The sequence below is a fragment of the Methylobacterium sp. AC832 genome (genome assembly GCF_979256025.1).
This window is the reverse complement of sequence record NZ_CEEDMV010000003.1, coordinates 460,115-485,075: the sequence shown is the minus strand read 5'-3', so window position 1 is coordinate 485,075 and position 24,961 is coordinate 460,115. Positions and strand designations below refer to the sequence as shown.

Sequence of the window (24,961 nt, the reverse complement as noted above, 5' to 3'; positions counted from 1 at the left end):
CGCCATGGCACGGGCCCTGCGGAAGCCTCGGCCATGACCGCCCAACTGTCCCGAAATCCGACGCCCGTCGCGCCGGCGCTCCCTGCCGGGCGACCCGGTGTGGGACGCCGCATCGGAGAGTTGCATCGCACGCCCATGCGTCTCGTCGCCGGCGCGTGGGCGACCCACCGCACCGTGCTGATCGGTTACGGCCAGCTTCTGGCCGGGGCGGGTGGGCGCCTCGTGCTTCAGATGGTCTATTTCCTTGTTCTCGCCAACACCTTGAGCCTCGCCGAAATGGGGGTCTTCGCCTCCGTCTCGGCGGCGGGCGTGATGATCGGCTGTCTGGCGGGGTTCGGCTTCCAATCCTTCGTGATGCGGTCGGCGGCCGGAAGGCGTTCGTCGATGGGGGGATATCTCGCCGTCTACTATGCCTGTTTCGGACTCGCCCTGCCGATCATGTTCGGCCTCTCGCTGGCTCTCTACGCGTTTCTGTTCCGGGACGTGATCGCCCTGCCCGGCTACCTGGCGATCATCGTGGTCGAGGTGGCGCTCTGGCGCCAGATCGAGCTCCTAGTCCAGGTCAATAACGGGCTCGGCCGCTACGCCGCGGCGGCGACGGTGATGTCGCTTCCCATCGGCTTCCGCGCCGCCGCCGCCGTGGCGTTCTGGGCTGCGGGCGGCGGCAACGCCGAAACCTGGGCCGTATACTATCTCGTCGGTAACGCGGTCTCGGTCGTCGTCCTCGCCATCCGCTTCCATCCGCGCACGCGGATGCGGTTCCGCGCGGCGCTGCTCAAGGGCCGGCTGCGCGACGGGCTGCTCTTTGCCGCCTCCTATTTCATGTTCCTCGCTCAGGGCGAGATCGACAAACTCATCGTCCTGACGCTGGCCGGCGAGCGCATGGCGGGTATCTACGCGATCTCGATGCGGCTCATCGATTTCACCGGTGTGCCATTGCGGCCGATGTTCATGATGTATTCGCGTAAGCTCATCCAGGCCGGCCGCGCCACCCGGGCGAGCCTGCGCGAATCTCTGAAGGTGGAAGCGATGGTGGCGGTCGTCTCGACCGGTGCCCTCGTCTTCATGGTCGCGGTCCTGCACATCCGCCCCGACCTTCTCGGTCCTAACGTATCGGCGGCCTACGGCATGCTCGCCGTCATCGTCGCCGTGCCGGCGGTGCGCAATCTTCTGGAATTTCATGGCGAGTTGTTCTTCGCCTTCGGTCGGATGGGGTTGCGCGCGGGCGTCACCGCGACCCTCATCGCCCTCAAGGCCCTGGGCTTCGCCCTGCTTCTCACGGCACTTCCCGATCCGGCGCAGTGGAGCCTGTGGCTGAACGCGATCTATGTCGCGATCTACGCGTTCTCCTTCTTTACCCTCTACGGTCTTTTGTGGCGGAACACGGCACCGTGATCGCGACATCCCATGACAGGCGCGGTCCGATGACGGAAGCCTTCACCCTTCCCGGCGCATCGGTCCCCCCGATGAAGGGCGGCGGATCGGAGGAGGTGCGCATGAAGGCCGAGACCGGAGATCGTGCCTTCGCAGCCGCGGAGCAGGGCCGGGCCGAGCAGGACCGAGCCGAGACGGTGGGCCTGATCACCCTCAGCCACCGGGGCGATCTGGAACGATGCGCCCTGCTGTTCGAGAGCATCGATCGGCACGCGGCGTCGCGCGGCTGCCATTACGTCCTCGTCGACGACAGGGACGTGGCGCTGTTTGCGCGCTTTGCCCGTCCCGACCGGCGGATCCTGCCGCAGTCGCAGTTCCTGCCCTGGTGGATCAGGCCGATCCCGTTCCTGCGTCGGCGCCGGCTCCGCTACTGGCTCACGCCGTTCGGTAAGCCGGTCAGCGGCTGGCACATCCAGCAGTTCGTCAAGATCGAGGCCACGCGCAGGCTGCCGGAGGCACGCTACTGCCTGATCGATTCCGACGTCTGCTTCTTCCGGGACTTCGACCTCGCCGCCTTGGCCGAGCCCAATCCGACGCCGTTCCACGTCCATCCCGGCGGTGTCGGAGCCAACCGGCCACGCCACATCCAATGGCTCGGCACCGCGAGCCGGCTCCTCGCCACCAAGCCGCAAAGCGTACCCGCCGACGATTACATCGACCAGATCATCATCTGGGACCAGGCAACGACACGGGCGATGACCGACCGGATCGAGGCGGTGACCGGCCGTGGCTGGGTCGCCGCCCTGTGCCGGGACCGCCACTTTTCAGAATACATGATCTACGGCACCTTCGTCACCAACACGCCCTCGGTGATGGCGCGGCATGCGGTGACGACGCAGAGCTTCTGCCGGACCCATTGGGACGACGACGCCCTGAGCGAGGCCGATATCCTGGCGATGCTGGACGTCGCCACGCCGACGGAGCGAGCCTTCTGCATCCAGTCCTTCGGATCGACGCCGCTCTCCACCATCCGCGCCAGTATCGACGCGTTCCGTGCCGAGGGTGGAGAAGAGCGTTCCAAGCTGCGGACGGAAGCGGCCTGAGGCTTCATTCCGCCTGCGCCTCGACTTGCTGAGGCATATCGCACGCCGAGGCAAATCCCTCGCGGGTGATGAATGATGAAAGGGACCGACAGGCGCGCGAACACGTTTCCCCGCGCCCGGTACTTGGAAAAGTAAGATTTGCCGTGTCATGTGCGAGAGCACGGTCGACGCACTTTCCGGAAGGCGGATTCTCTCCCATGCCCTCGCAGAAGTCTTCGCTTCCGTCTCGCCCCATCACGACGGAATAGAGACGGAGCATGAAGGCCACGGCACAGGACGACACCGCCTCCATGGCGGGGCAGGTCGGGCGGGAGGACCTCCACCAGGACACGGAGATGCCGGCGGGCGAGGCCGGGTTCAGCCTCGCGAAGGTCCACGAAATTCTCGAGGAACTGCTTCCGGCGGGCGAGGTCTCGGTCTACGAGGCCGGCGGCGGAGCATCCTCCTATCTTCCGGTCTCGGTGCTGCGCCGCTCCCGCGTGACCGTGGTCGATATCGACCCGACCCAGGTGAGCAACAACGGCTATGCCGATACGGTGATCTGCGGCGACGTCCAGACCCACCGTTTCACGCCCCTGACCTTCGACCTCGTGACGAGCTACAACGTCATCGAGCATCTGCCCGATGTCGGCGCGGCGATGGAGCGCTTCGCCGAATGCCTGAAGCCCGGCGGTCTCCTGCTGATCGGCGCACCGCATCCGCGGTCGCTCTCCGGCCTCGTGACGAAATATTCGCCGCATTGGTTCCACGTCTGGTTTTATCGCCATATCCGCGGTCACGAGCGGGCGGGCGAGCCGGGCGAACCTCCATTTCCAGTCCATTATCACCCGCTCGTCCTGCCGGCCCGGCTGAAGCCGTTCCTCGATCGCCTCGGGCTCGAGCCGATCTACGAACATGTCTACGAGAGCCCGCGCTATGCGGAGATGCGGATATGCCGTCCGCGCCTCGCCGCCTTCACCGACGGCGTGACCGATGTGGTGAACAGGGTGACGGGGCGGCGCTTCAACCTGCAGCGCGGTGATTATCACCTGATGCTGCGCAAGCGGTCCGGGCATCCGACACCGCAATGACCCCCGACGCCATCCTCGATCGCGACGTGACCGAACTCAAGGCGCAGCTCTCCTTCCGGGCGCGGCTCTCGCATCGTCTGTCGCGGCATATCCCGACCGCTCCCTTACTTCCCCGCCTGCCTGGCCCGATGGTGAGCGTCACGTTCGACGACGTGCCGGACAGTGCCTGCGAGACGGGCGCTGCCCTCCTCGACGCGCATGGCGTGAAAGGCACGTTCTACGTCTCCCGCACCCTCCTCGGCACCGCCACCGAGCATTGGCGGGTCGCAGGCGTCGAGGCCTTGGCGGAGATCCATCGCCGCGGGCACGAAATCGGTTGCCATACCCATGATCACCGCCTCGTGCCCACCCTCGACGCACCGCGCTTCGCCGCGGATCTCCGGCGTAACCGGGATGCGCTCGCTTCCCTCGTGCCGGGACTGGTGCTGGAGAATTTCGCCTTTCCCTACGGCTATGCGTCGCTGGCCGCAAAGCGCGTGCTGAGCCGGACCTATGGATCCGGCCGCAGCATCATGCCGGGCCTGAATGCCGGACGCATCGACCGCTATTTCCTGCGCGCCAACCCGCTCTTCGACCGCTGCCTCGACGCCGTTCTCCTCGCGCGTCTGATGGACGAGGCGGTGGCCCGTAACGGCTGGGTGATCTTTTTCGGCCATGACGTGACCGAGGGGGCAAGCCCCTACGGCTGCTCCCCCGCCTTGCTCGAGGCCACTCTCCTGGCCGCGAACCGGCGCGGCATCCCGGTGGTCTCGATGGCGGAGGGGATGGCGCGGGCCCTTGGCGTCGCTGGGGAACGGCGCCCGGTGGAAGAGGCATCCCGCCTTTCGGGCTAGACCTCGATGCAGCTCTCGAAGAACGGCCCACGCGACGCGTGAGCCCGCCCGCATCCGAGGCTTCTTGTCCTGTCCGGTGCCATGACGAAGGCGTGTCTTCAGGCGTCCCATCCAATTCCGGCGGGAGGTGTAAAGACGTGATTCATCATCGTTCCGCGTTGTTGCGCATTCGTTGAGGGCCGCCTGAGAATTTAATCTAATTTGGACTCGCAGTTGCTATTCCCTCGTGCATTCGGCCGCGCGCTCTACGGACTGTGCCGGCTCGGGACACGAACGGACCGAAGCGGGATCGTCACACCAGCAATCCCGGGGCGCGCCGGGGCTCGTGTCTTCTCGGAACTCCGTGATGGTGGGAGGCGATTGATGTTGGTCTACGACGATCCCCCTGCATCCGGCAGGCCCGGCCCGGCCGAGCCGGTACGCGACGGCTATCGCCTCTCCGTCGGGGGTGTCTTCTCGGCCTTGCGCCGACGCATCGTCTGGATCTTCGCCTGCGCGCTCGTCCTGGCCGGGATCGGCCTCGTCGGGGGAAAGCTGCTGAGCCCGCGCTACACCGCCGAGGCGCAGATCTATATCGACCCGCGCGACCTGAACCTCGTCTCCCGCGAACTGACCACCGGCGGCCAGGATTCCAACGCCTATCAGAGCGTGGTGGAGAGCCAGACCCGTCTCATCACCTCGAGCAGCGTGCTGCGCCGGGTCGTCGATGCCACCGGCCTCACCAGGGACGACGAATTCACGGCCGCGTCGGGCGGGATGGTCTCGAAGGTCGTCGCTGCCCTGGGGTTCGGAAGTCAGGATGCGCCTTCGGATGACGAGGGCGACGCGAATGCGGCGGTCGGGCTCCTGCAGCAGCGCATCTCCGTGCGCCGAACGGGGCGGACCTACGTGATCGACGTCTCGGTCTGGGCGCGGGATGCGGCGAAGGCTGCGCGCCTCGCCAACGCGGTGGTGGCCGCCTATCTCGCCGAGGATGCCGCCGCCCGGACGGAGGCCGCCAACCGCGCCAATTCCGGACTCACGGCGCGGCTCGGCGAATTGCGCACCGCGCTCAACGCCGCGGAGAATCGGGTTCAGGCCTATCGGGCCGAGACCGGGCTCGTCGGCACCCGCGACGCCCTCGTGAGCGATCAGCAGCTGACGCAGATCAACGCGCAACTCGCCGCCGCCCGCGCTCGGGTGGTCGAGGCGCAGGCCCGCGTCGAACAGAGCCAGCGCATTGCCCGCGCCGGGCTGGATGCCGGGGCGACGGACGATATCCTCTCCTCGCAGACCGTGGCTGCCCTGCGCAGCCAATACGCGGACCTCACCCGGCGTCAGGCCGAGCTCACCAACGAGCTCGGGCCGCGCCATCCTTCCGTCTCCTCCATGGTCAAGCAGGTCACCCAGGCACGCCGCTCCATCGATCAGGAGGTCTCCCGTTTCACACAGGCGGCGCAGACCGACCTCGCCAAGGCGCGCGCCACCGCATCGGCCCTGGAGAAGAACTTCGATCAAGCCAAGGGCCGAACGGTCGGTCTCGCCCAGGCGTCGATCCGCCTGCGGGAACTCGAACGGGAGGCCGAGGCCAGCCGCTCGGTCTACGAAGCCTTCCTCACCCGCTCGCGCGAGACCGGCCAGCAGGCCTATCTCGACATGGGCAATGCCCGGGTCGTCTCTCCGGCGACGAAGCCGATCATGCGCAGCTTCCCGCCCCCGGCGCGGACGCTGATTGCGATGGGTCTCCTGGCGGGGCTCGGGCTCGGCATTCTCCTCGCCCTGCTCGACGATTGGGCCCGGTTCGGCCGGTCGGACCCTGTCCGTGGGCCCAGGGTCGCTGAGCCCCCCATGGCGGTGAAGGCCGCCAGTCCGGCACGAGAGCCGGAGCCGGCTCCCAAGATGGCCCAGGCTTTCAAGCGGGCTCCCGTGTCGGAGCCGGTCCAAGCCTTCAATCCGGCGCAGGTTGCGGGGCCAGCCCCCGCTCCCATTCCCGCCCGGCCGCCCGAGCCGCGCCGCGAAACCGAGCCGCGCCGCGAATCCAAGCCGGTCGAGATGTCCCGTTCGGCCGATGCACCGGTTCCGGCGGGTATTCCGAAGGATAGACGCATCCCGGTGAGCCCGCCCGCCTTCCGCGCGCCAGATCTGCCAGATCCGCGGCGGTCGGCGATGGCTTTCATCCGTGGCAAAGCCAGGGACCCGGAGAACAGGCCGGCCATCGAGCCCCCCGTCCGAGTGGAGCCAAGGCGTCCGTCGGAGCCGGTGCCGCCGCCTAGAACCGTCTCCCGTCCCGAGCCCGAGCAGGCCCCGAAGAAGCCTTTCGACAAACCCGATCCGGGACAACGTCCATCGGTCAAGCGTGCCTCTGCCGCATCGTTCAGCGTGTCCGGCGCTGCCGCGCTGATCGGAGGGGCACGATGACGACACCGTCTCCGGTTCTGCCCGAACCGGTTCCCCTGACCTCTCTCGGCGGCGTATCGATCGCGGCTCTGGGAATGCGGGAGACCGTGAATCTGATGACCGAGGCCGTGCGCCGTCATCCGCGCCCCGGAACGCCCCTCTACTTCACCTCGGCCAATGGCGAGGTGATGTCACGGCACGCACGCGACATTGAGTTCGCCCGGCTGATGGACATGGCGGATGTCATCAGCGCCGACGGACAGCCGATGGTGACCATGTCCCGCTTCGTCGGGGACCGGGCCCTGCCCGAACGGGTCGCCACCACCGACCTCTATCACGAGGTCGCCCGCAAGGCCCTGGCGGAAGGCGTGACCTTCTATCTCTATGGCGCCACCGAGAACGAGAACCGCGCGGCGGTGGCGACGACACAGCGCCTGTATCCAGGGCTGCGCATCGTCGGTCACCACCATGGCTACCTCGTGGGCGACGCGTTGGCCGCAAAGGTCGCCGAAATCGACGCCCTGGCGCCGGACATTCTCTGGATCGCCCTCGGGGTACCGCGCGAGCAGGCCTTCGTGCGCGATCACGGTCCGCTCCTGCGGAACGTCGCCCTCATCAAGACGTCGGGCGGCCTGTTCAACTTTCTCTCCGGAAGCCGCAGCCGGGCGCCGGCCTGGGTCCAGCGGACCGGTTTCGAATGGCTCTGGCGGTTGCTGCAGGAGCCCCGGCGCCTGTTCTGGCGCTACTTCCTCACCAATCCGCACTCGCTCTACCTCATGCTCACACGCAGCGGCGACCGCTGGCGGACGCGTCGAGACAAGGCACGAGACAGCCGGGCGAGTGATGGCCAAGTCGATCACGGCCAGACGATCGTCCGGACTGCGACCGATGACGGCGATCGTGTCGCGACACGGGTGAAGGGGTCCTGACCCCCTTCGAGGTTCACTGCTGGGCGAAGCCCGCGGCCATGTTCACCGCCAGAGCCAGGACGCTGGTGTTGAACAGGTAGGCGTAGATCGTCTGCGCCGTCACGATCCGGCGGAACGCCTTACTGGTGATGTCGGTATCGGAGGTCTGTGAGGTCGCCCCGATGGTGACGGAGAAGTAGAGGAAGTCCCAGAAATCCGGCTCCTCTCCGCCGGGAAAGTCGATTCCGCCACGGTTCCGACCCTCGTCGACCTCACCGTAATAGAGATGGGCGTAATGCACGGTGAAGATCACCTGCACGAAGACCCAGGCGCAGAGCATCGTCATGATCGCCAGGGCAAGGTGGGCAAGGCGCGGAGCGTCTGGCTCCCGTCCTCCGATCACCAGCATCGCCACGGCGCCGCAACTCGCGAGCCCTGCCAGGATGGCGAAGAGCGAGATCACCGGTGCGCTGTCGTCGAGCCGCGAGGCTTCCTGGCGCAGGGCGTCCCGCGACAGGGACGAGGTCCGCCAGATGACGAGGGCGGTGTAGACGACGACGCCGACGCACCAGCCGACGAGGAGGCGCGTCCAGAGCGACGCGAAGGGCAGGGCCACCGACAGCACCACTGCGAACACGATCGCCCCGAGAAGCCGCGGGCGCAGCAGGAAGGCCTGGATGGGGTTCTGCATCGATGGGACTCGCGCTACGGCACCCGGCTATAACGCCGGATCGCGCCAAGCGGTCATCGCATCCCCGTGAAGAGAGTTGCGCTCACCGAGGCCCGGCGGACGGCCGGGTATCACGCCTTGGGTGGGCGGCAGGCGGTGTCGCAGGAGGTCCCCGAGAACCGGGAGAACAGTTTGGCGAGATGAGGGCGCAGGGGCAGGAACCCGCGATAGGCGGCCTCGGCCAGGATCGGCATGCCGGGCAGACTCGCGAAGGCTGCGAGCCAGCCCCAGCCGGGCAACTCGCGCCAGAGCCGGATGAAGCCCGACGCCCCGGAGGCGAGACGCCCCTGATCGTCCCGGACGTGGAAACGTGCTTGCGCGGCTTCGCGGCTGAGATCGGGGCCGAGCGTGGCGGGGGCGTCGTCGCCGCTGACATCGACGAAGGCGAGGCGTTCGGCCCCGCGACTACGCCGGTAGGTCCGGATCTCGGCGGAACAGAGCGGACAGGCCCCGTCGTAATAGACGGTCAGTGCGGCGGGTGGGGTCATGGTGGGCGGTTATGTCCCTCTTCATCGGCTCCAGAGAGGGAGGCCGTGTCCGGGGACAACGCCGATACAAGCGAAACGGCCACACCCCCGATGGAAGCGGAGGTGTGGCCGTCTTTCAATGTGATGACGGAGGAGCACCCGTGTTTCGGGACGCCCCCCGCGCGTCAGCGGGAGGCGAAGGCCTTGAGGGCGGCCTTGCCGGCGTAGCGGCCCTGAGCGCCGAGGCCTTCCTCGATGCGGATGAGCTGGTTGTACTTGGCCAATCTGTCCGAGCGGGCGAGCGAGCCGGTCTTGATCTGCCCGCAATTGGTGGCGACGGCCAGATCCGCGATGGTGGAATCCTCGGTCTCGCCTGAACGATGCGACATCACGGCGGTGTAGCCGGCGCGTTGCGCCATATCGACGGCGGCCAGCGTCTCGGTGAGGGTGCCGATCTGGTTGACCTTCACGAGGATCGAATTGGCGGTGTTCTCGGCGATGCCGCGCGACAGGCGGGTGACGTTGGTGACGAAGAGATCGTCGCCCACGAGCTGGCAGCGGTTGCCGACCTTCTCGGTCAGGAGCTTCCAGCCGGCCCAGTCGTCTTCCGACATCCCGTCCTCGATGGAGAGGATCGGGTAGGAATCCACGAGCTTGGCGAGGTAATCGACCTGGGCCTCGATCGAGCGGGTCTGGCCCTCGCCTTCGTAATGGTAGGCACCGTCCTTGAAGAACTCGGTGGCGGCGCAGTCCAGGGCGAGCACGATGTCGGTGCCGGGCTTGAAGCCCGCCGCCTGGATCGATTCCATCACGAAGTCGAGCCCGGCCTCGGCCGAGGGGAGGTTGGGGGCGAAACCACCCTCATCGCCGACATTGGTGTTGTGACCGGCCTTCTTGAGGGCGCTCTTAAGGGTGTGGAACACTTCGGCGCCCATGCGGACGGCCTCGGCCAGCGAGGACGCACCCACCGGCATGATCATGAATTCTTGGAAGTCGATCGGGTTGTCGGCATGCGCGCCGCCGTTGATGATGTTCATCATCGGCACCGGCAGCACCCGCCCCTGGGTTCCGCCGACATAGCGGTAGAGCGGCAGGCCGGCGGTCTCGGCCGCTGCCTTGGCGACCGCCAGGGATACGCCGAGGATGGCGTTGGCACCCAGCCGCGCCTTGTTGGGGGTACCGTCGAGCTCGATCATCGCCTCGTCGACGGCGATCTGATCCTCGGCATCCATGCCGCCGATGGCGTCGAGGATATCGCCACGGACCGCGGCCACCGCCTTGCGCACGCCCTTGCCGCTGTAGCGACCCTTGTCACCGTCACGCAGCTCCACCGCCTCGTGGGCACCGGTGGAGGCGCCGGACGGCACGGCGGCTCGGCCGAAGGAGCCGTCTTCGAGGAGGACGTCCACTTCGACGGTCGGGTTGCCCCGGCTATCGAGGATCTCGCGGGCGGCGATGTTGGTGATCGCGGTCATGCGTGCCCCTGCTCTCAAGATGTTGCGGCCGGTATCCGGCCATGTCGTCATCGTCCCGCGGGCGTGCGCCGTCGGCGAGCGCGCCCTATGGACCGGTCTGATACAGGGCAGGCTTATCCGTCAACGTGCCGCATCCGGCAAGCGCCCCTCGCCGATGAAGCTCGCCGGTCGGTCAGAAATCTTTGCTTAGGTTACGAGACGTTCCGCTTCACGGGTTGTGGTCCCCCACCCCGCTTCTCTCACCGAGGTCGGGGCGGACCTTGCAGCCAGGAGACTAGGCCGTTGATTTCATGAAGCATTCCGGGGTGGAGGTTTCCCTGGCACGCAGCCTGCGCTATAGCGGCGGACATGACCAACCCACCCTCCTCCGACGAATCTCTTCAGCTCGGCCAGCCGACCCCCCTGCCCGCCTCCCCCGAGACGGCGCGCCTGGACCGGGTGCCGAACCCTCATCCGGGAACGGATTATCTGGCACGGTTCACCGCCCCCGAATTCACCTCGATCTGTCCCGTGACCGGCCAGCCCGATTTCGGCATCCTGATGATCGACTACGTGCCGGATCTTTGGCTCGTGGAATCCAAATCTCTGAAGCTCTATCTCGGCTCGTTTCGCAATCACGGCGCATTCCATGAGGATTGCACGGTCGGGATCGGCATGACGCTCGTCGATCTCCTCATGCCCCGGTATTTCCGCATCGGTGGCTATTGGAATGCGCGGGGCGGTATCCCCATCGACGTGTTCTGGCAGACCGGCGAGCCGCCGAAAACGCTCTGGCTCCCGGACCAGGGGATCGCGCCATATCGCGGGCGCGGCTGATTAGCCCGTGCCCGTTTCGACGATCTTCCGGCTCTAGCTTGAGCATCGAGGCAGCTTCTCACGCTGGCGTGGCATCGTAGCGGCCAAGAAAAAAGGCGGCCGGTCAAAACCGGCCGCCCTTCGAGAACGCGTGACTTAGCTCGGTTCAGTAGCCGTAGCCGTAAGCGGGTCGCCCATAGGCCGGACGGCCATAGCCATTGTTGTAGTAGGAATCGCGGGCGGCGCCGGCTGCGATGGCGCCAGCCGCCAAGCCAGCGATGCCAAGGCCGACGGCAGCGCCGGTCCCGATGCCACGGCGATGCCCGCCACCGTAGGCGTAGCCGCGATTGCCGTATCCACGGTTTCCGTAGCCACGATGGCCGTAGCCGCCGTGGGCATAACCGCCATGGCCGCCGCGACCGTAGCCGTGACCATGTCCGGGGCGGGCTTCCGCTGCCGTCCCGGCAGCCATGGCGCCGAGGGAAAGGGTGACGGCTGTGATCAGTGCGAACTTGCGCATGGAGCTCCTCAAATCGTCGCTGTGCTTAAGCCAAAACAACGAAGTATGGGCAGGTCGGTTCCATTGTCACGTCTGGTCGAACGATTCCGAGGGGCGTGACTCGGTCAGCCGCTCGACTTTGCCAAGCGATCGAAAGCCTGCAGGGTCTCCAGTAACGCCGGCATCGCCCGGAGAGGGACCATGTTGGGACCGTCCGACGGGGCATGATCCGGATCGGGATGCGTCTCGATGAACAGGCCAGCGACGCCCACCGCCACGGCGGCACGGGCCAGCACCGCCACGAACTCGCGCTGCCCGCCGGAAGTGGCGCCCTGCCCGCCCGGCTGCTGCACCGAATGGGTCGCGTCGAACACCACCGGCGCACCGTGCGTCACCTGGGCCATGATCGGCAGGCTGCGCATGTCGGAGACGAGGGTGTTGTAGCCGAACGAGGCTCCCCGTTCGGTGACCAGCACGTTGGGATTACCGGCATTCGTGACCTTGGCGGCGACATGAGCCATGTCCCAGGGGGCGAGGAACTGGCCCTTCTTCACGTTCACCACGCGGCCGGTGGCGGCGGCCGCCAGGAGCAGGTCGGTCTGCCTGCACAGGAAGGCCGGGATCTGGAGGACGTCGATGATCTCCGCCGCCGGCGCGCATTGCGATGCTTCGTGGACGTCGGTGAGGACCGGGAGACCGAACCTTTCCTTGATGTCGGCGAAGATCGGCAATGCCCCGGCGAGGCCGAGACCGCGCGCGGTGGAGCCGGAGGTCCGGTTGGCCTTGTCGAACGAGCCCTTGAAGACGAGGCCGATCCCGAGACGGTCGGTCATGCCCTTGAGCGCGTCGGCAATTTCGATGGCGTGGTCGCGGCTCTCGAGCTGGCATGGGCCGGCAATGAGCGCGAAGGGCAGGTGGTTGGCGAAGGCGGTGGACCCCGCCATCACGACGGGACCGGCGGGTGAGCGAGCGGGTTCAGACATGGCGCCCGGTCTAGCCCAACTGAGCCCCGTCGAAAAGGCCTGCGCGACGGCGAAGGATCGTCCGACGATGCCGGGTGAGCATGCAGCGCGTGAGGTCGGGCGCCGCGCCGCCCAGGCCGAGGGTATCGGCGAGCCCCTGCCCGCTCGTCTCGCATCGCACGGCCGCGTTCCCCGCCTGTCCCGCCTGCGGCACCCCCGTAAGGCGAGACTCCCGATGGAGGGTGCGGGCCAGGGCCTCGACCTTGCCGGCCTTCGCACCCACCAGCCCTTCCGCCGCCAGGCCGATTAGGACGAAAAAGGCTCCGGCCGGCGCCTGATCCCGTGCCCCGAACGCCATCCGCGCCGGCGCCCGGCAATCGAGGCTCATGCGATCGGCATCCTCGGCGCGGAACACGGCGAGGGACGCCTCGCGCCCGGCCAGAGACGCGCCGGTGGCCCGGATCATCCGTGCGGTGAGTCGATCGCAGGAATCGCCCGCTGTCGCCGGATCCGGTGTCGAGGACAAGGCGATGGCGGTCAGGAGGCAGGCGATGGATGGGAAGGATCGGGCTTTCATGGGCCCGATCCTAAAGCAGGCCGCCGCTCGAGCCCAACGATCTCAGCGTGGCGTTCCGATCGATCCCGTGACATCGGCGGGACAGGGCTCGTGGGCGTGCGAGCGAAGGACCCGGCGCAGTCGCAACGGATAGGCGCCGGTCTCGTCTTCCACCGTGCCCACCAGCGCATCCGTTGCCAGGGTTCCGTGGAAGGCGACATGGCCTCGTTCGCCACCGACCAGGAACGACAAGCCCTTGGTGTCGTCATCGAGGGTGAGGCTTTCGGCCTGCGCCGATTGGAATGGGGTTTCGTAAACCAGCACGTTGCCGGTGGGAGAACGCTTGAGCGTGATCCGCCGCCCTGCCCGCTCGCCACTTTCGGGCGTCGTGCAGAGATCCGCAAAAACGAAGGTGCCCGTGGCCCAGACCGGCTTCGCCGCCACCGACTTGGCATGGGCAGGCCCTGTCGGAGCGATCGTCGAGGAGAGAGCGACGAGGGGCAGGCCAGCCACCAGGATCCGCTTCAGAACAGGCATCGGATTCTCCCCCCTCCCATGTTCGCAACAGCAGACCCGTAGCTTCGCTTCGTCATGTCTCTGGATTGCGACAGGATCCGGCATCGGCGTGCGCGAAGGCACCTTCGTGACCGAGGCAAGATTCGGTCCTGTCGGCTGAGGGGACAGTCACGCGAAGAGCCGGTCCGAAGGAACGGGCCGGCTCTGGTCGAGACCTCGTCTGCGAAGAGGCCGGGGGCTCATCGCGCCCCCGGCTGGGTGTTCAGCCGGCCTTGTTGAGGGCCACGGCGACGAAGCGGGTCACGCCCTTGGTGCTCTTGACCCGCATCAGCACCGCCTTGCGGCCGCTGGCCTCGGCCGCCTTGATGCGCTCGGCGATCTCCGAAGGCTTCGAGACGCTGGAGCCGGCCACATCGAGGATGATGTCGCCCTGCTCGATGCCCTTGGCCGCGGCCGGACCGTCGGGATCGACATCCATCACCGCGACGCCCTCGTCGCCGGCGCCGACCTGCGAGGCCGGGGCGAGGCTGAGGCCGAGGCGCGGCTGGCCGTCGCTCGACGAGCTGCTGCGGTTGTCGTTGCCTGCCTTCGGGTCGTTCGGCAGGGCGCCGAGCTCCACCGTGGCGGTGTCGGACTTGCCGCCGCGCAGATAGGCGAGCTCCACCTTGGCGCCGGGCTTCAGGCCGGCGATGCGGCGGGACAATTCACGGGCATCGTTCACCGGCGCGCCATTGACCGATTCGATCACGTCGCCGGATTTGAGGCCGGCCTTGGCCGCCGGGGTGCCGGGTTCGGCGTGGTCGACGAGGGCGCCCTTGGCCTTGTCGAGGCCGAGGCCGTCGGCGATGTCCTTCGTCACCGGCTGGACCTGCACGCCGAGATAGCCGCGGGCCACCTTGCCGTCCGCCCGGAGCTGGTCGACCACCGCCTGCACGGTCTCGGCCGGGATAGCGAAGGCCAGGCCCACGCTGCCGCCCGAGGGGGAGGCGATGGCGGTGTTCACGCCCACCACTTCGCCGCCGACATTGAAGGTCGGGCCGCCGGAATTGCCCTTGTTGATGGGCGCATCGATCTGCAGGAAGTCGTCATAGGGGCCGGCGCCGATATCGCGGCCACGGGCCGAGACGATGCCGGCCGTCACCGTGCCGCCGAGGCCGAACGGGTTGCCGATGGCCACCACCCAATCGCCGACACGGGGTGCGGTCTTGCCCAGCGAGACGTAGGGGAAAGTGCCGCCTTCGGTGATCTTGAGCAGCGCCAGATCGGTCTTGGGGTCCTTGCCGATGACCTTGGCGTCGAGGGTGCGGTTGTCGTCGAGCGTGACCTGCACGGTCTTGGCCTTGTCGACCACGTGATTGTTGGTGACGACGTAGCCATCGGCCGAGATGATGAAGCCCGAACCCATGGCGCCACGCTGGCCCTGGCGCTTGGGCGACGGGCCGCCGAAGCCCTGGCCCTGCCCCGGGCCGCCCTGGCCGAAGCGCTTGAAGAACTCGCGCAGCTGCGGCGGAACCTGCTGGCCCTGGCCCTGCCCGGGGCCGTCATCGTCGTCCATGCCGGCGCTGTCGTCGAGCTTCACCTTCACGGCGACCACGCCGGGCTTCACCTTGTCGACCACGCTGGCGAAGGAGCCGGGCGGATGGTCCGGCACGTCGATGGGGTTCTTGGACAGGGCCTGGGCATAGGCCGGGGTGGAGGGCTGAGTCAGGCTGATGCCCGCGGCTCCCGTCGCAGCGATGGCGATGGCGGCGACGGAGGCGAGGGCGTTGCGGCGCAGGCGAGAGGTGGACGACGTCATGGACAGGTCTCTCCGGAAAGGTCGTGTCCCCGCTGAGCGGGGCCATGACCCTCCATGTAGAGACCTCAGCCTGACCCGGCCGTGTCGCCGAGATTACGGTTTGGACAGGTTGGGAGCCGGGAGCGCCCTCACCCTCGCCCGCCATCTCAGATCCAGCAGCAATCCCGCCGGGTGCGTGTCTAGGACGGGCGTGATCGGCAGGCCGGCGGCGTGGAGGAGGCGGGCGGCCCAGTGGTTGCAGACGTTGGCGGCGCTGAAGCGGCCCTGCCCTTCGTAGAACAGGCTCGGCCCGTAGAGGCCGGGACCGCCCTCGATGGGGACGTTGTCGGCGAAGCGGAAGCTCGCGTCGAGGCGGGCGAGCAGACGGGCGAGGCCGGCCTTCGAGACCCGGATGGGGACGATGTCCGAATGCGGGAAGCTCGTCCGGGTATCGTCTTCGAGGCCCACCACCTGGACGACGCCGTCGCGGCCGCCGGGGGTGAACAGGGCTTCGAGGGCGAGGCGCAGGTCGAACTGAGCCAGTGTCGGCGTCGCCCGGTAGAAGCGGGCCTCGCCCCAGCCGAACTCGATCCCAGGATAGGCCCGGAAGCGCGTGGCGATGTGGCGGAGCGCCGTACCGGCGCCCTCCCCGGTGAGGGCCTCGCGTGGGATCACCAGCCCCGAATGCCAGCCGTGGCTGACGAGTTCGATGTTTTGTGAGTCGTCGTCCGGAGCGGGATAGAGCGCCGGGTCGCCGGACCTCGCCGTGACGATCGCGGCGAGGACGAGGAGGGCCAACAGGCCGGCGAGGCCCTTGCCCAGCCGGCGCAGGATCACGCGTCGGACAACCGCGCCAGGGCTTCCCGGATCTTCTCCAGACGTGCCGCTTCCGCGTCGCGGCGCTCGCGCTGCTCGTCCACCACCTCGTCGGGCGCGCGGGCGAGGAAGTCGGCATTGCCGAGCTTGGCCTCGATCTTTCCGATCTCGGAGGCCGCCTTCACCGCCTCCTTGTTCAGGCGGGCGACCTCGGCCTTGAGGTCGACGATGCCCTCCAGGGGCAGCGCCGCCACCGAGCCGCGCACCAGCAGCTGGACCGCGTTCTTCGGCGCGGTCTCGGCGAAGGAAATCTCCGACAGGCGGGCGAGGCGCAGGAGCGTGTCCTGCCACTGCGCTGCCCGCGCCAGCAGGGCCTCGTCGGCGCCGACGATGACCAGGGGAATCTGGGCACCGGCCGGCACGTTGGTCTCCGAACGGGCGGAGCGGATCTCGGAGACGAGGTCCACCACCCAGCCGATCTCGGCTTCGGCCCGAGCATCCGCCAGCCCCGACAGGTCGGGCCACGGCGCCAGCGCCAGGAGCCCACGCTCGGCGATGCCCTCGCCCTTGATCGCCCAGAGTTCCTCGGTGAGGAACGGCATGAACGGGTGCAGCAGCTTGGCGATCTGGTCGATCAGGAACGCCACCGTGGCCTGCGTCTCGGCCTTGAGGCCGGCATCGACGCTCTCGCCCTGAAGCACCGGCTTGGCGAGTTCGAGATACCAATCACAAAAAATATTCCAGACGAAGCGGTAGGCGGCCGCCGCCGCGTCGTTGAAGCGGTAGGCGTCGAGCGCCGTCGACACCTCGGCCACGGCGCGCGCGGCCTCGCCCAGCGCCCAGCGGTTCAGGGTCTCGGTGGCGGCTTCCGGGCGGTAATCGGCGCGGAGCACGCAGCCGTTCATCTCGGCGAAGCGCGAGGCGTTCCAGAGCTTGGTCGCGAAGTTGCGGTAGCCTTCGACACGGTTCACCGCGAGCTTGATGTCCCTGCCCTGCGCGGCCATGGCGGCCAGGGTGAAGCGGAGGGCATCGGCGCCGTACTGGTCGATGAGGCCGAGCGGATCGACGACATTGCCCTTCGACTTCGACATCTTGGCGCCCGAGGCGTCGCGCACCAGGGTGTGGAGATAGACCGTATCGAACGGCACCCTGTCGGTGACGTGGAGGCCGAGCATCATCATCCGGGCGACCCAGAAGAAGATGATGTCCTTGCCGGTGACCAGGGTGTTGGTCGGATAGTAGCGGTCGAGCTCCGGCGTCGCGTCGGGCCAGCCGAGCGTCGAGAACGGCCACAGGGCGGAGGAGAACCACGTGTCGAGGACATCCTCGTCGCGACGCAGGGCCACGGCGCGGCCGTGCTTGGCCGTCGCCTGCTCCAGGGCTTCCGTCTCGCTGGAGGCCACGAAGATGCCGCCCTCGTCATCGTACCAGACCGGGATCTGGTGGCCCCACCAGAGCTGGCGCGAGATGCACCAGGGCTCGATATTCTCAAGCCACTGGAAGAAGGTCCGCTCGTAATTCTCCGGAACGAAACGGGTTTTCCCATCGCGCACGGCCTGTAGCGCACGCTCGGCCAGAGGCTTCACGTTCACGTACCATTGGTCGGTGAGGTAGGGCTCGATGACCACGTTCGAACGGTCGCCATGCGGGACCGCATGGGTGTTGGGCTCGGTGAGCCGCAGGCGCTCGCGCGCCTCCATCAGGGCGACGACGCGCTTCCGCGCCTCGAACCGGTCGAGGCCGTGCAGGGCCAGAGCCTCGGGCTCAGGGTTCGAGTCCTTCAGGAAAGCCGCGTTTCCGTCGAGGGTTATGCGCGCTTCCGGATCCAGGATGTTAATCGGCGTGCAGCCGGCTCGCTTGCCCACCTCGAAATCGTTGAAGTCGTGCGCCGGGGTAATCTTGACGGCGCCGGTGCCCTTCTCCGGGTCCGAATAGGTATCGGCGACGATGGGGATCAGACGGCCGACCAGCGGCAGGCGCACATGCTTGCCGACGAGATGCGTATAGCGCTCGTCGTCGGGATGGACCGCGACCGCCGTGTCGCCGAGCATGGTCTCGGGGCGGGTGGTGGCCACGGTGATGACCTCGCCGGTCTCGGAGCCTGCCTCGTCGACGATCGGATAATCGAAGTGCCAGAGATGGCCCTTCACCTCGACCTGCAGGACTTCGAGATCCGAGATCGCGGTCTGGAACTTCGGATCCCAGTTCACCAGGCGCTTGTCGCGGTAGATCAGCCCCTGAGCGTGGAGATCGACGAAGGTCTTGGTGACGGCGCGGACCATCTGGTCGTCGGGCTGGCCGGACAGGCCCATGGTGAAGCGCTCGCGCGACCAGTCGCAGGAGGCGCCCAGCCGCTTCAGCTGGTTGACGATGGCCCCGCCGGACTCGGCCTTCCAGGCCCAGACCTTCTCGACGAAGGCCTCGCGGCCGAGCTCCCGCCGGCCCGGCTGCTTCGCCTCGGCGAGGCGGCGCTCCACCACCATCTGGGTCGCGATGCCGGCATGGTCCGTGCCCGGCTGCCACAGCACGTCGCGCCCGCGCATGCGTTCGAAGCGGCAGAGGATGTCCTGCAGAGTGTTGTTGAGGGCGTGACCCATATGCAGGCTGCCGGTGACGTTCGGCGGTGGGATCACCATGGTGAAGGGCTTGGCGCCCGCGCGCTCCGGCCGTCCGGCCTTGAATGCGTCACCCGCCTCCCAGGCGGACGCGATGCGCGCCTCGACGGCGGCGGGATCGAAGGTCTTGTCCATCATGGGCGAAGTCGGGCCAGTTCGTGCGGGGCGGCCGTGAGACCGCATGTTGGCCCGCTTTCACCCCGTCACGTCCCCCGCGTCAACATCGCAGGGCGGTCAGCGGCCCCGCGCCACGCGCTCGATCTCGGCGCGGACGAGGCGTTCGACCATGCCCGGCAGGTTGTCGTCGAGCCAGGATTGCAGCATCGGCCGGAGCATGTCCTGCACCATGTCCTCGATGGTCCGGGCATTCTGGCTCACCCTCGTGCCGGCAAGAAGCTGGAACGCATGGCCGACGCTGGCATCGGTCAGGTCGGAAACGAGGCGCTGCTTCAGGCTCTCGCGCGGGGCCTCCACCGGTTCCTGGCGGGGGGCGGCGCGGGGCGGCTCGGGCTGACGCACCACCGGTGGCGGCAGGGGCTCCGGTTCGGGCTCGTCGTCGTCGAAGGAAATCGAGTCGAAGTCGATCTGCCCGCTCTCGGCGAAGTCGATCTCCGGCTCCTCCATGGGGGCGGGCTGGGGCTTGCGGGGCTGCGCGACCTCGGCGAGGTCGAGCACGTCGTCGTTCTCCGGCAGCGGCGGAGTGGAGCGAACCGGCGAGACCACCTCCGCCTTGGCGTTCTGGTCGTCGGCGATGATCCGGCGAATGGACGCCAGGATCTCCTCCATGGAGGGTTCCTGGCCCTTTTCCGGCGTCTTGGGGCTCGCTGCACTCATCCGGACGACGCTCGGGTCACATGGTTAAAGAAGTATTTCGATCGCTCTGAGTATTTCACCACGGGCGCCGGAAACAAGGACCGGCAGGGCGCAAGGCACAGGATAACACCGACGCCCTGCGAGTTCCTCGCGACCCTCAGCGTCCGTCAGGCGTACGCACGCCGTACCAGAGATCCTTGATCTGGTCGAAATGCTCCTTCGGGCTGTAAGCCACCACCGGGATCGACGTGAAGCGCACGGTGAGGCGGCCTACCGCCTGGACCACGCCGTAGGAATTCACCACGCGGTCGCGCTGGGCGAGAATGAGGTTCACGCGCGAGTTCAGCAGTTCCTGCTGAGCGTTCAGCACGTCGAGCGTGGTGCGCTGGCCGACACGGGCCTCCTCGCGCACGCCGTTCAACGCCACTTCGTTGGCCTGCACCTGGGCCTGCGATGCGATGACCTGGGCCTTAGCTGCCTCGAGACGACCCCAGGCCGTGACGATGGCCGACCGGACCTGGTCGCGGATATCCTCGACGTTGATCCGCGCCTGACCCACCAGTTCCTTGGCCTGGCGGATCTGCGAATAGGTCTGGCCGCCCTCGTAGAGAGGGACCGAGATGCGGCCGACGATGGAGGCGGTCACGCCGTTATCGCCCGGGAACTGCGTATCGTAGCGCTGCTGGACGCTGCCTTGCAGGGCGGCGGTCGGATAGAGCGCGCCTTCGAAAATCTTCACCTGCGCTTCGGCCACATCCACCGCATGAAGCGAGGACATGATCTGCGGATGCTCCTTCAGGCCGATGGAGATGGCGTTGTCGAGGTTCGGCGGCACGAACCGGTCGAGGGGACGTCCCGGCGCCAGCTGCCGCGGCTCGACGCCGATGATGCGCCGGTACGTGCCGATGCTGGCGCGCAGGTTCGCCTCCGCGCCGCTGACGTCGGAGCGCGCGCCGGCGAGACGCGCCTCGGCCTGGGCGACGTCTGTCCGGGTGACCTCGCCGACATTGAAGCGGTCGCGGGTCTGGCGCAGCTGCTCCTCGAGCACCTCGACGTTGTTGCGGCGCAGTTCCAGGGTCGCCGTGTCGCTGAGGACCGACATGTAGATCTGGGCGGCGTTGAACAGGGTCGTCATCTCGGTGGCGCGCAGCGATTCGCGCGTGCCGAGCACGTCCGACTGGGCCCGACGGGTCTGGTTGTCGGTCTGAAAGCCGTTGAACAGGGTCTGGTTGATCGTCAGCCCGGCGCCGCCGGGCTTCGTCACCTGATTGAGAGAGATGCCGCTCACACGGCCCTGACTCTGGGTCAGGCCGATATCGGCGTCGAGACTCACGGTGGGGCGGTAGCCGGACTTGGCCTGCGCGACGTTCTCATCGGTAGCGCGCAATCCCGCACGCGAGGCGTTCAGCGCCGGGTTGGCGCCATAGGCACGGGCCAGCGCGCTATCCAGCGTCTCGGCCACGGCCGGAGAGGCGGCGGCGAGCGTCAGCGCGGCGAAGCCACCCAGCCGTAGCCGGAAGCTTTTCGCAAGTTTGCGTTGTCTCACGTCCATCTGCCCTTGCGGTTTCTCGATGAACCGGTCGGCTGTTCGTCACAGCCATAGCGCCTAGGGTGCCATCCGGATTGCCCGCCTCACAGGTCAGCTTAGCGGAGGTTGTGCTTCAGGGCATCGGCGGAGAGGGATTAGGCGCGAGATTGATGGCGCAGTGCCGCATAAAAGCGACACCTGCTCCCGCGGCTAGAACGAAAAATGCGAATCCGCGCTGAACGCCGAGAGGGCCGGAAGCGAGGCGTCGAAGAGCGGCCGCGCTCCGAAAGCATCCCCGGTCCTGATGAACAGGGTGGCCTTCGCGGCCCTGTCGCGACCCATCACGCAGACGAGGCGTCCGCCATCCTTCAACTGATCGAGGAGGGATTGAGGCCTCGTCTCGACGCGGCCGTTCACGAGGATCGCGTCGAACGGCCCCGCCTTCGCCGCCCCCTCCTGCAAAGGACCGTGAACGATCTCGATACCGTCCGTGCCCGACAGGCGGCTCTCGGCCTCGGCGGCGAGGGTCTCGTCGGATTCGAGGGCGACGACCCGCACTCCGAGCTGCCGCATGATGGCGGCGGCGTAACCGTAGCCGGTGGCGACATCGAGGGCGACCTGGCCCGGCGCGAGCTGCAGCGCCTGGATCATGCGGGCCAGAATCATCGGGGCCGGGACGGCGCGATCCGATGTCGCCGGATCCTGTCCGGTGATGCGGAGGGATTGGTCGATATAGGCGAAGTCCTCACGGCCCTGCGGCACGAAGCGCTCGCGCGGCACGGCTTCGAAAGCGTCGAGGACGGGGATGTCGTTGACATCGAAAGTCCGCAACTGACAATCCACCATGAGGCGTCGCGCCTGCGCGTAATCGAGCATGGGTTTCGTCTTCCCTCGCCGCATCGACCGTAGGCGCCCCTCCGCCTCATCCGGATATTCGGAAGAGGCCGGACGCCAGCGCCGAAGCTTGCCGGGTTGTCGTGGATCGGCCCTCAAAACGCAAGGTTCGAGGCGTGGTCGGGTCGACGGAAGACGGCTCCGCTTCCGGCCTGATGGAATGGGCGGAGGTTTCAGCAGCCGGTGGTGTCGAGCAGCGTCTCGACCATGGAGCGGTAACCCGATCCGAACAGGCGCAGATGCACCAGCGCCGGCCACAACTGATAGATCGCCCGACGCTCGGGCATGCCCGATTCGGCCGCACCATACGCCTCCCGGAAGGCGGGACCGGGCGCACCGAACAGCGACAGCATCGCGAGGTCCACTTCGGCATGGCCGTAGTAGCAGGCGGGGTCGATGAGCCCGGAGATGCGGTCGCCGTCGATCAGGACGTTGCCGCTCCACAGGTCGCCATGCAGCAGGGCCGGGCGGGGTCGGGCCGGGAGACGCTCGGGGAGCGTCCTTGCCAGGGCCTCGATTCTTCGCCGGAGCGTGGGGTCGAGATGAGGAGCGTGGCAGAGCAGGCGGCGCTCGGCCCAGAAGTCAGGCCAATCCTCGCTCCGGCGATTGTCGATCCGCACCGTCCCGAAGGCGTAATCAGGGGTCCAGCCGTAATTGTCGCCGGTCACGGCATGGAGGCGCGCCATCACGCGGCCGAGATCCGCATCCGCGTTGCCGCCTCGGGCCGGCAGGGGCTCGATCACGAGGGTCCGGGCATCGGCCGCGAACACTTCCGGCGCGGGAATTCCGGCGGCGCGGATCGCGCGGAGCATCTCGGCTTCCGCCAGTGGATCAGGTCCATCCTTGACGATCGCCGCGCTTCCGTCGTCGAGCGCGATCCGCACGAGGCCGGAGAGGTTGCCGCCGCTCATGGGCTCGACCCGCACGAGACGGCGCCCGAGCAATGCCGCTCCACGCTCTGCCAGTGGCATCATGGCTCGGCCAGAGGCGTCATGCCTTGAGCGCACGCACGAGGTGACGGGCGCCCAGGGTCACGTCGGCCCAGGTGGCGTCGAACCCCGTATCGGCGCCGTAATAGGGGTCGGCGACCGCCTCGCCCCTGCGCCCGGGCACATGGTCGAGGAGAAGCGACAACGCGGCGCCCTCTTTCGGTCGAAGCCGACGCAGCACGGCGAGATTGTCGCCATCGAGGGCGACGATGTGGCTGCAGCGGGCAAAATCCGCCGGCTCGACCTGACGGGCGCGGTAGCCGGAGATGTCGACGCCGTTGCGCCGGGCGACGGCCAGGGCACGCGGATCTGGTGGTTCGCCCGCATGCCAGCCGCCGGTGCCGGCCGAATCGACCTCCACGTCGAGACCCGCCCGCTCGGCCTCGACGCGGAACGCCGCCTCCGCCAGGGGCGAACGACAGATGTTGCCCAGGCACACGAACAGGACGGCTGGCTTGCCTGCGGACATAACGGCTCCTCGAATGTCGATGTCAGCGGTCGCGCGACGGCCCGGTCGCCCGATCCTTGCCGGAGCCTTCCGCTTCTTCCATCGCGACCCGCCTCGCCTCCTGCCGACGGCCGAGCCAGAGGCTGTTCAGGAGCCAGGCCGCCGAGAGTGGCACTGCCGTGACCGCCACGGCCGTCGAACCGAGGCCGAGGGCCGCGATCCCCGCGAAGGACCATGCGCCGATCTGGTCGCCGGTGCGGTAGACCACGGTGTCGATGAAGTTCTTCGCCTTGTAGCGGTCCTCACGCGGGACCACCGTGAACAGCACCTCGCGGATCGGCCGGGCGATGGCGAAGTTGCCGGCCCGCCGGAAAACCTGGAACGCCACGATGGCCGTGATCGTGGGAGAGAGGGCGAGCGCCGCGAATCCCAGGATGCTGGCCGCCGGCAGAAGCGCGAGGGCGGGGCCGACCCCGATGCGCCGCACGATCCGGCCGGTGAGGAAGAATTGCACGCCGAGGGTGAGCAGGTTCACCAGCAGATCGACGCTGGCGAAGAAGGCCGTCTGCGACCCACGGTCGGGGAAGCTGCGCTTGGCGATGCCGGCCTGCTCGAAATACAGGAAGGTCGAGGTCACCGAGAACAGCAGCAGGAACAGCCCGATATTGAGCAGGTAGGGCGACTTGAACGTGCGGGTGATGCCCGCGAAGGCACTGCCGCCGATGGCCTCCGACGGGGCGGCGTCGCCCGTGACGGGAGCCCGGTTCAAGCGGTCGGACAGGCGCGCGAGGCCACGCATGCTGAACACCGCCACCTCGAGGAGCAGGGCCGCGCCGATGAGGAGCACCCAGGTCGGCACGTCGCGGGCGAGGATCGCCGTCGTCGCCGATCCGGCGATCGCCCCGAGAGTCGCGCCGGCGGCGATGAAGCCGAACAGGCGCTTGCCCTGCTCGGTGGAGAACACATCGACGATGGTGGCCCAGAACACCGAGACCACGAACAGGTTGAAGATCGAGAGCCAGACGAAGAAGGCCCGGCCGATCCAGACGTCGCCCTCCGGCCCGGCGAAATAGAGCGCCCCAGCGAACAGCACGATGTTGGCGGCGAAGAACCGATAGGTCAGCGGCACGAACCGGGCGCGTGGCAATGTCTTCACGAGCCAGGCGAAGGGGACGTTCAGCGCCAGCATGCCCACGAGGGTGCCGGTGAACAACCAGGGCAGGTTCTCGATCCCGCCGGCGACACCCATCTGGTCGCGGATCGGCCGGAGGACGTAGTAGGCGGCCAGGATCGAGAAGATGTAGGCCCAGGACCATGCAAGGGCCGGCACCTCCTCCGCCCGTACGTCGATGAGCCGACGCAGCCAGGGCGGGACGTAGCCACCGCTACCGGCGGTCAGCGGCTTTGCCAGCCCTGG

At 67.7% G+C, this 24,961-nt stretch carries 23 protein-coding genes; 7 read left to right on the top strand and 16 right to left on the bottom strand.

Going from position 1 to position 24,961, the window contains the following annotated elements; translation table 11 throughout:
• The first annotated feature begins 33 nt into the window (after nucleotides 1–33).
• The 6 genes from AC0IXR_RS13885 to AC0IXR_RS13860 all read left to right on the top strand — a co-directional run bounded on the left by AC0IXR_RS13885 (nucleotide 34) and on the right by AC0IXR_RS13860 (nucleotide 7,685).
• Nucleotides 34–1,395 (top strand): lipopolysaccharide biosynthesis protein, encoded by a 1,362-nt coding sequence (locus tag AC0IXR_RS13885; RefSeq protein WP_056434104.1) that lies wholly within the window; start codon nucleotides 34–36, stop codon nucleotides 1,393–1,395.
• Complete coding sequence (locus AC0IXR_RS13880; RefSeq protein WP_471761136.1) at nucleotides 1,392–2,477, top strand: DUF6492 family protein; 1,086 nt, start codon at nucleotides 1,392–1,394, stop codon at nucleotides 2,475–2,477. The genes AC0IXR_RS13885 and AC0IXR_RS13880 overlap by 4 nt, the downstream gene beginning before the upstream one ends.
• A 257-nt stretch (nucleotides 2,478–2,734) precedes the next feature.
• Entirely contained in the window at nucleotides 2,735–3,547 is an 813-nt protein-coding gene (locus AC0IXR_RS13875; RefSeq protein ID WP_471761134.1) for a class I SAM-dependent methyltransferase, read from the top strand.
• Nucleotides 3,544–4,380: a polysaccharide deacetylase family protein gene (locus AC0IXR_RS13870; RefSeq protein ID WP_471761133.1), complete on the top strand. Its 837-nt coding sequence runs from the start codon at nucleotides 3,544–3,546 to the stop codon at nucleotides 4,378–4,380. Before AC0IXR_RS13875 ends, AC0IXR_RS13870 begins: the two co-directional genes overlap by 4 nt.
• Before the next feature lie 363 nt (nucleotides 4,381–4,743).
• Complete coding sequence (locus AC0IXR_RS13865) at nucleotides 4,744–6,777, top strand: GumC family protein (RefSeq protein WP_471761132.1); 2,034 nt, start codon at nucleotides 4,744–4,746, stop codon at nucleotides 6,775–6,777.
• Nucleotides 6,774–7,685 carry a WecB/TagA/CpsF family glycosyltransferase gene (locus AC0IXR_RS13860; protein WP_471761130.1) on the top strand — a complete coding sequence of 304 codons (912 nt, stop codon included), beginning with the start codon at nucleotides 6,774–6,776 and terminating at the stop codon, nucleotides 7,683–7,685. The genes AC0IXR_RS13865 and AC0IXR_RS13860 overlap by 4 nt, the downstream gene beginning before the upstream one ends.
• A 13-nt stretch (nucleotides 7,686–7,698) precedes the next feature.
• Here the strand turns inward: AC0IXR_RS13860 and AC0IXR_RS13855 are convergent, their stop codons facing one another.
• The 3 genes from AC0IXR_RS13855 to eno form a co-directional block, all read right to left on the bottom strand.
• On the bottom strand, nucleotides 7,699–8,355 hold the full coding sequence (locus AC0IXR_RS13855; RefSeq protein ID WP_471761129.1) for a DUF1345 domain-containing protein: 657 nt from the start codon (nucleotides 8,353–8,355) through the stop codon (nucleotides 7,699–7,701).
• A gap of 110 nt (nucleotides 8,356–8,465) precedes the next feature.
• The gene (locus AC0IXR_RS13850) at nucleotides 8,466–8,882 is read right to left on the bottom strand and encodes a thiol-disulfide oxidoreductase DCC family protein (RefSeq protein ID WP_056434091.1); all 417 of its coding nucleotides are present in this window, start codon (nucleotides 8,880–8,882) and stop codon (nucleotides 8,466–8,468) included.
• A 164-nt stretch (nucleotides 8,883–9,046) separates the two neighbouring features.
• A complete protein-coding gene (gene eno / locus AC0IXR_RS13845) occupies nucleotides 9,047–10,336 on the bottom strand; it encodes a phosphopyruvate hydratase (RefSeq protein WP_471761128.1) in 1,290 nt (429 codons plus the stop codon).
• 348 nt (nucleotides 10,337–10,684) lie between these two features.
• Here eno and queF point away from each other — a divergent pair, with 348 nt between their 5' ends.
• Nucleotides 10,685–11,152: a preQ(1) synthase gene (gene queF / locus AC0IXR_RS13840; RefSeq protein ID WP_471761127.1), complete on the top strand. Its 468-nt coding sequence runs from the start codon at nucleotides 10,685–10,687 to the stop codon at nucleotides 11,150–11,152.
• A gap of 145 nt (nucleotides 11,153–11,297) precedes the next feature.
• On the opposite strand, the gene AC0IXR_RS13835 is transcribed toward queF, so the two are convergent.
• From AC0IXR_RS13835 to AC0IXR_RS13775, 13 genes are all read right to left on the bottom strand, one after another.
• Nucleotides 11,298–11,651 carry a hypothetical protein gene (locus AC0IXR_RS13835; RefSeq protein ID WP_056434083.1) on the bottom strand — a complete coding sequence of 118 codons (354 nt, stop codon included), beginning with the start codon at nucleotides 11,649–11,651 and terminating at the stop codon, nucleotides 11,298–11,300.
• Nucleotides 11,652–11,755: 104 nt separating this feature from the next.
• The gene (gene kdsA / locus AC0IXR_RS13830; RefSeq protein ID WP_311274458.1) at nucleotides 11,756–12,613 is read right to left on the bottom strand and encodes a 3-deoxy-8-phosphooctulonate synthase; all 858 of its coding nucleotides are present in this window, start codon (nucleotides 12,611–12,613) and stop codon (nucleotides 11,756–11,758) included.
• A 10-nt stretch (nucleotides 12,614–12,623) separates the two neighbouring features.
• A complete protein-coding gene (locus tag AC0IXR_RS13825) occupies nucleotides 12,624–13,169 on the bottom strand; it encodes a hypothetical protein (protein ID WP_471761126.1) in 546 nt (181 codons plus the stop codon).
• Nucleotides 13,170–13,211: 42 nt separating this feature from the next.
• A complete protein-coding gene (locus tag AC0IXR_RS13820; protein ID WP_311274456.1) occupies nucleotides 13,212–13,685 on the bottom strand; it encodes a hypothetical protein in 474 nt (157 codons plus the stop codon).
• A gap of 241 nt (nucleotides 13,686–13,926) precedes the next feature.
• Nucleotides 13,927–15,462, bottom strand: a complete 1,536-nt coding sequence (locus tag AC0IXR_RS13815) for a Do family serine endopeptidase (RefSeq protein ID WP_056434075.1) — start codon at nucleotides 15,460–15,462, stop codon at nucleotides 13,927–13,929.
• Nucleotides 15,463–15,555: 93 nt separating this feature from the next.
• Nucleotides 15,556–16,278, bottom strand: a complete 723-nt coding sequence (locus AC0IXR_RS13810; protein WP_471761125.1) for a DUF2459 domain-containing protein — start codon at nucleotides 16,276–16,278, stop codon at nucleotides 15,556–15,558.
• Nucleotides 16,275–19,010 carry a valine--tRNA ligase gene (locus AC0IXR_RS13805; protein WP_461233482.1) on the bottom strand — a complete coding sequence of 912 codons (2,736 nt, stop codon included), beginning with the start codon at nucleotides 19,008–19,010 and terminating at the stop codon, nucleotides 16,275–16,277. The genes AC0IXR_RS13810 and AC0IXR_RS13805 overlap by 4 nt, the downstream gene beginning before the upstream one ends.
• Before the next feature lie 96 nt (nucleotides 19,011–19,106).
• On the bottom strand, nucleotides 19,107–19,658 hold the full coding sequence (locus AC0IXR_RS13800) for a PopZ family protein (RefSeq protein WP_056434069.1): 552 nt from the start codon (nucleotides 19,656–19,658) through the stop codon (nucleotides 19,107–19,109).
• 184 nt (nucleotides 19,659–19,842) lie between these two features.
• On the bottom strand, nucleotides 19,843–21,237 hold the full coding sequence (locus AC0IXR_RS13795) for a TolC family outer membrane protein (protein ID WP_056434067.1): 1,395 nt from the start codon (nucleotides 21,235–21,237) through the stop codon (nucleotides 19,843–19,845).
• A gap of 186 nt (nucleotides 21,238–21,423) precedes the next feature.
• Nucleotides 21,424–22,089, bottom strand: a complete 666-nt coding sequence (locus AC0IXR_RS13790) for a protein-L-isoaspartate O-methyltransferase family protein (RefSeq protein WP_471761124.1) — start codon at nucleotides 22,087–22,089, stop codon at nucleotides 21,424–21,426.
• Nucleotides 22,090–22,280: 191 nt separating this feature from the next.
• Nucleotides 22,281–23,081, bottom strand: a complete 801-nt coding sequence (locus tag AC0IXR_RS13785) for a fructosamine kinase family protein (RefSeq protein ID WP_471761123.1) — start codon at nucleotides 23,079–23,081, stop codon at nucleotides 22,281–22,283.
• A 16-nt stretch (nucleotides 23,082–23,097) separates the two neighbouring features.
• Complete coding sequence (locus AC0IXR_RS13780) at nucleotides 23,098–23,565, bottom strand: low molecular weight protein-tyrosine-phosphatase (protein WP_471761121.1); 468 nt, start codon at nucleotides 23,563–23,565, stop codon at nucleotides 23,098–23,100.
• A 22-nt stretch (nucleotides 23,566–23,587) separates the two neighbouring features.
• On the bottom strand, nucleotides 23,588–24,955 hold the full coding sequence (locus tag AC0IXR_RS13775; RefSeq protein WP_471761300.1) for an NTP/NDP exchange transporter: 1,368 nt from the start codon (nucleotides 24,953–24,955) through the stop codon (nucleotides 23,588–23,590).
• Between the last annotated feature and the right edge of the window lie 6 nt (nucleotides 24,956–24,961).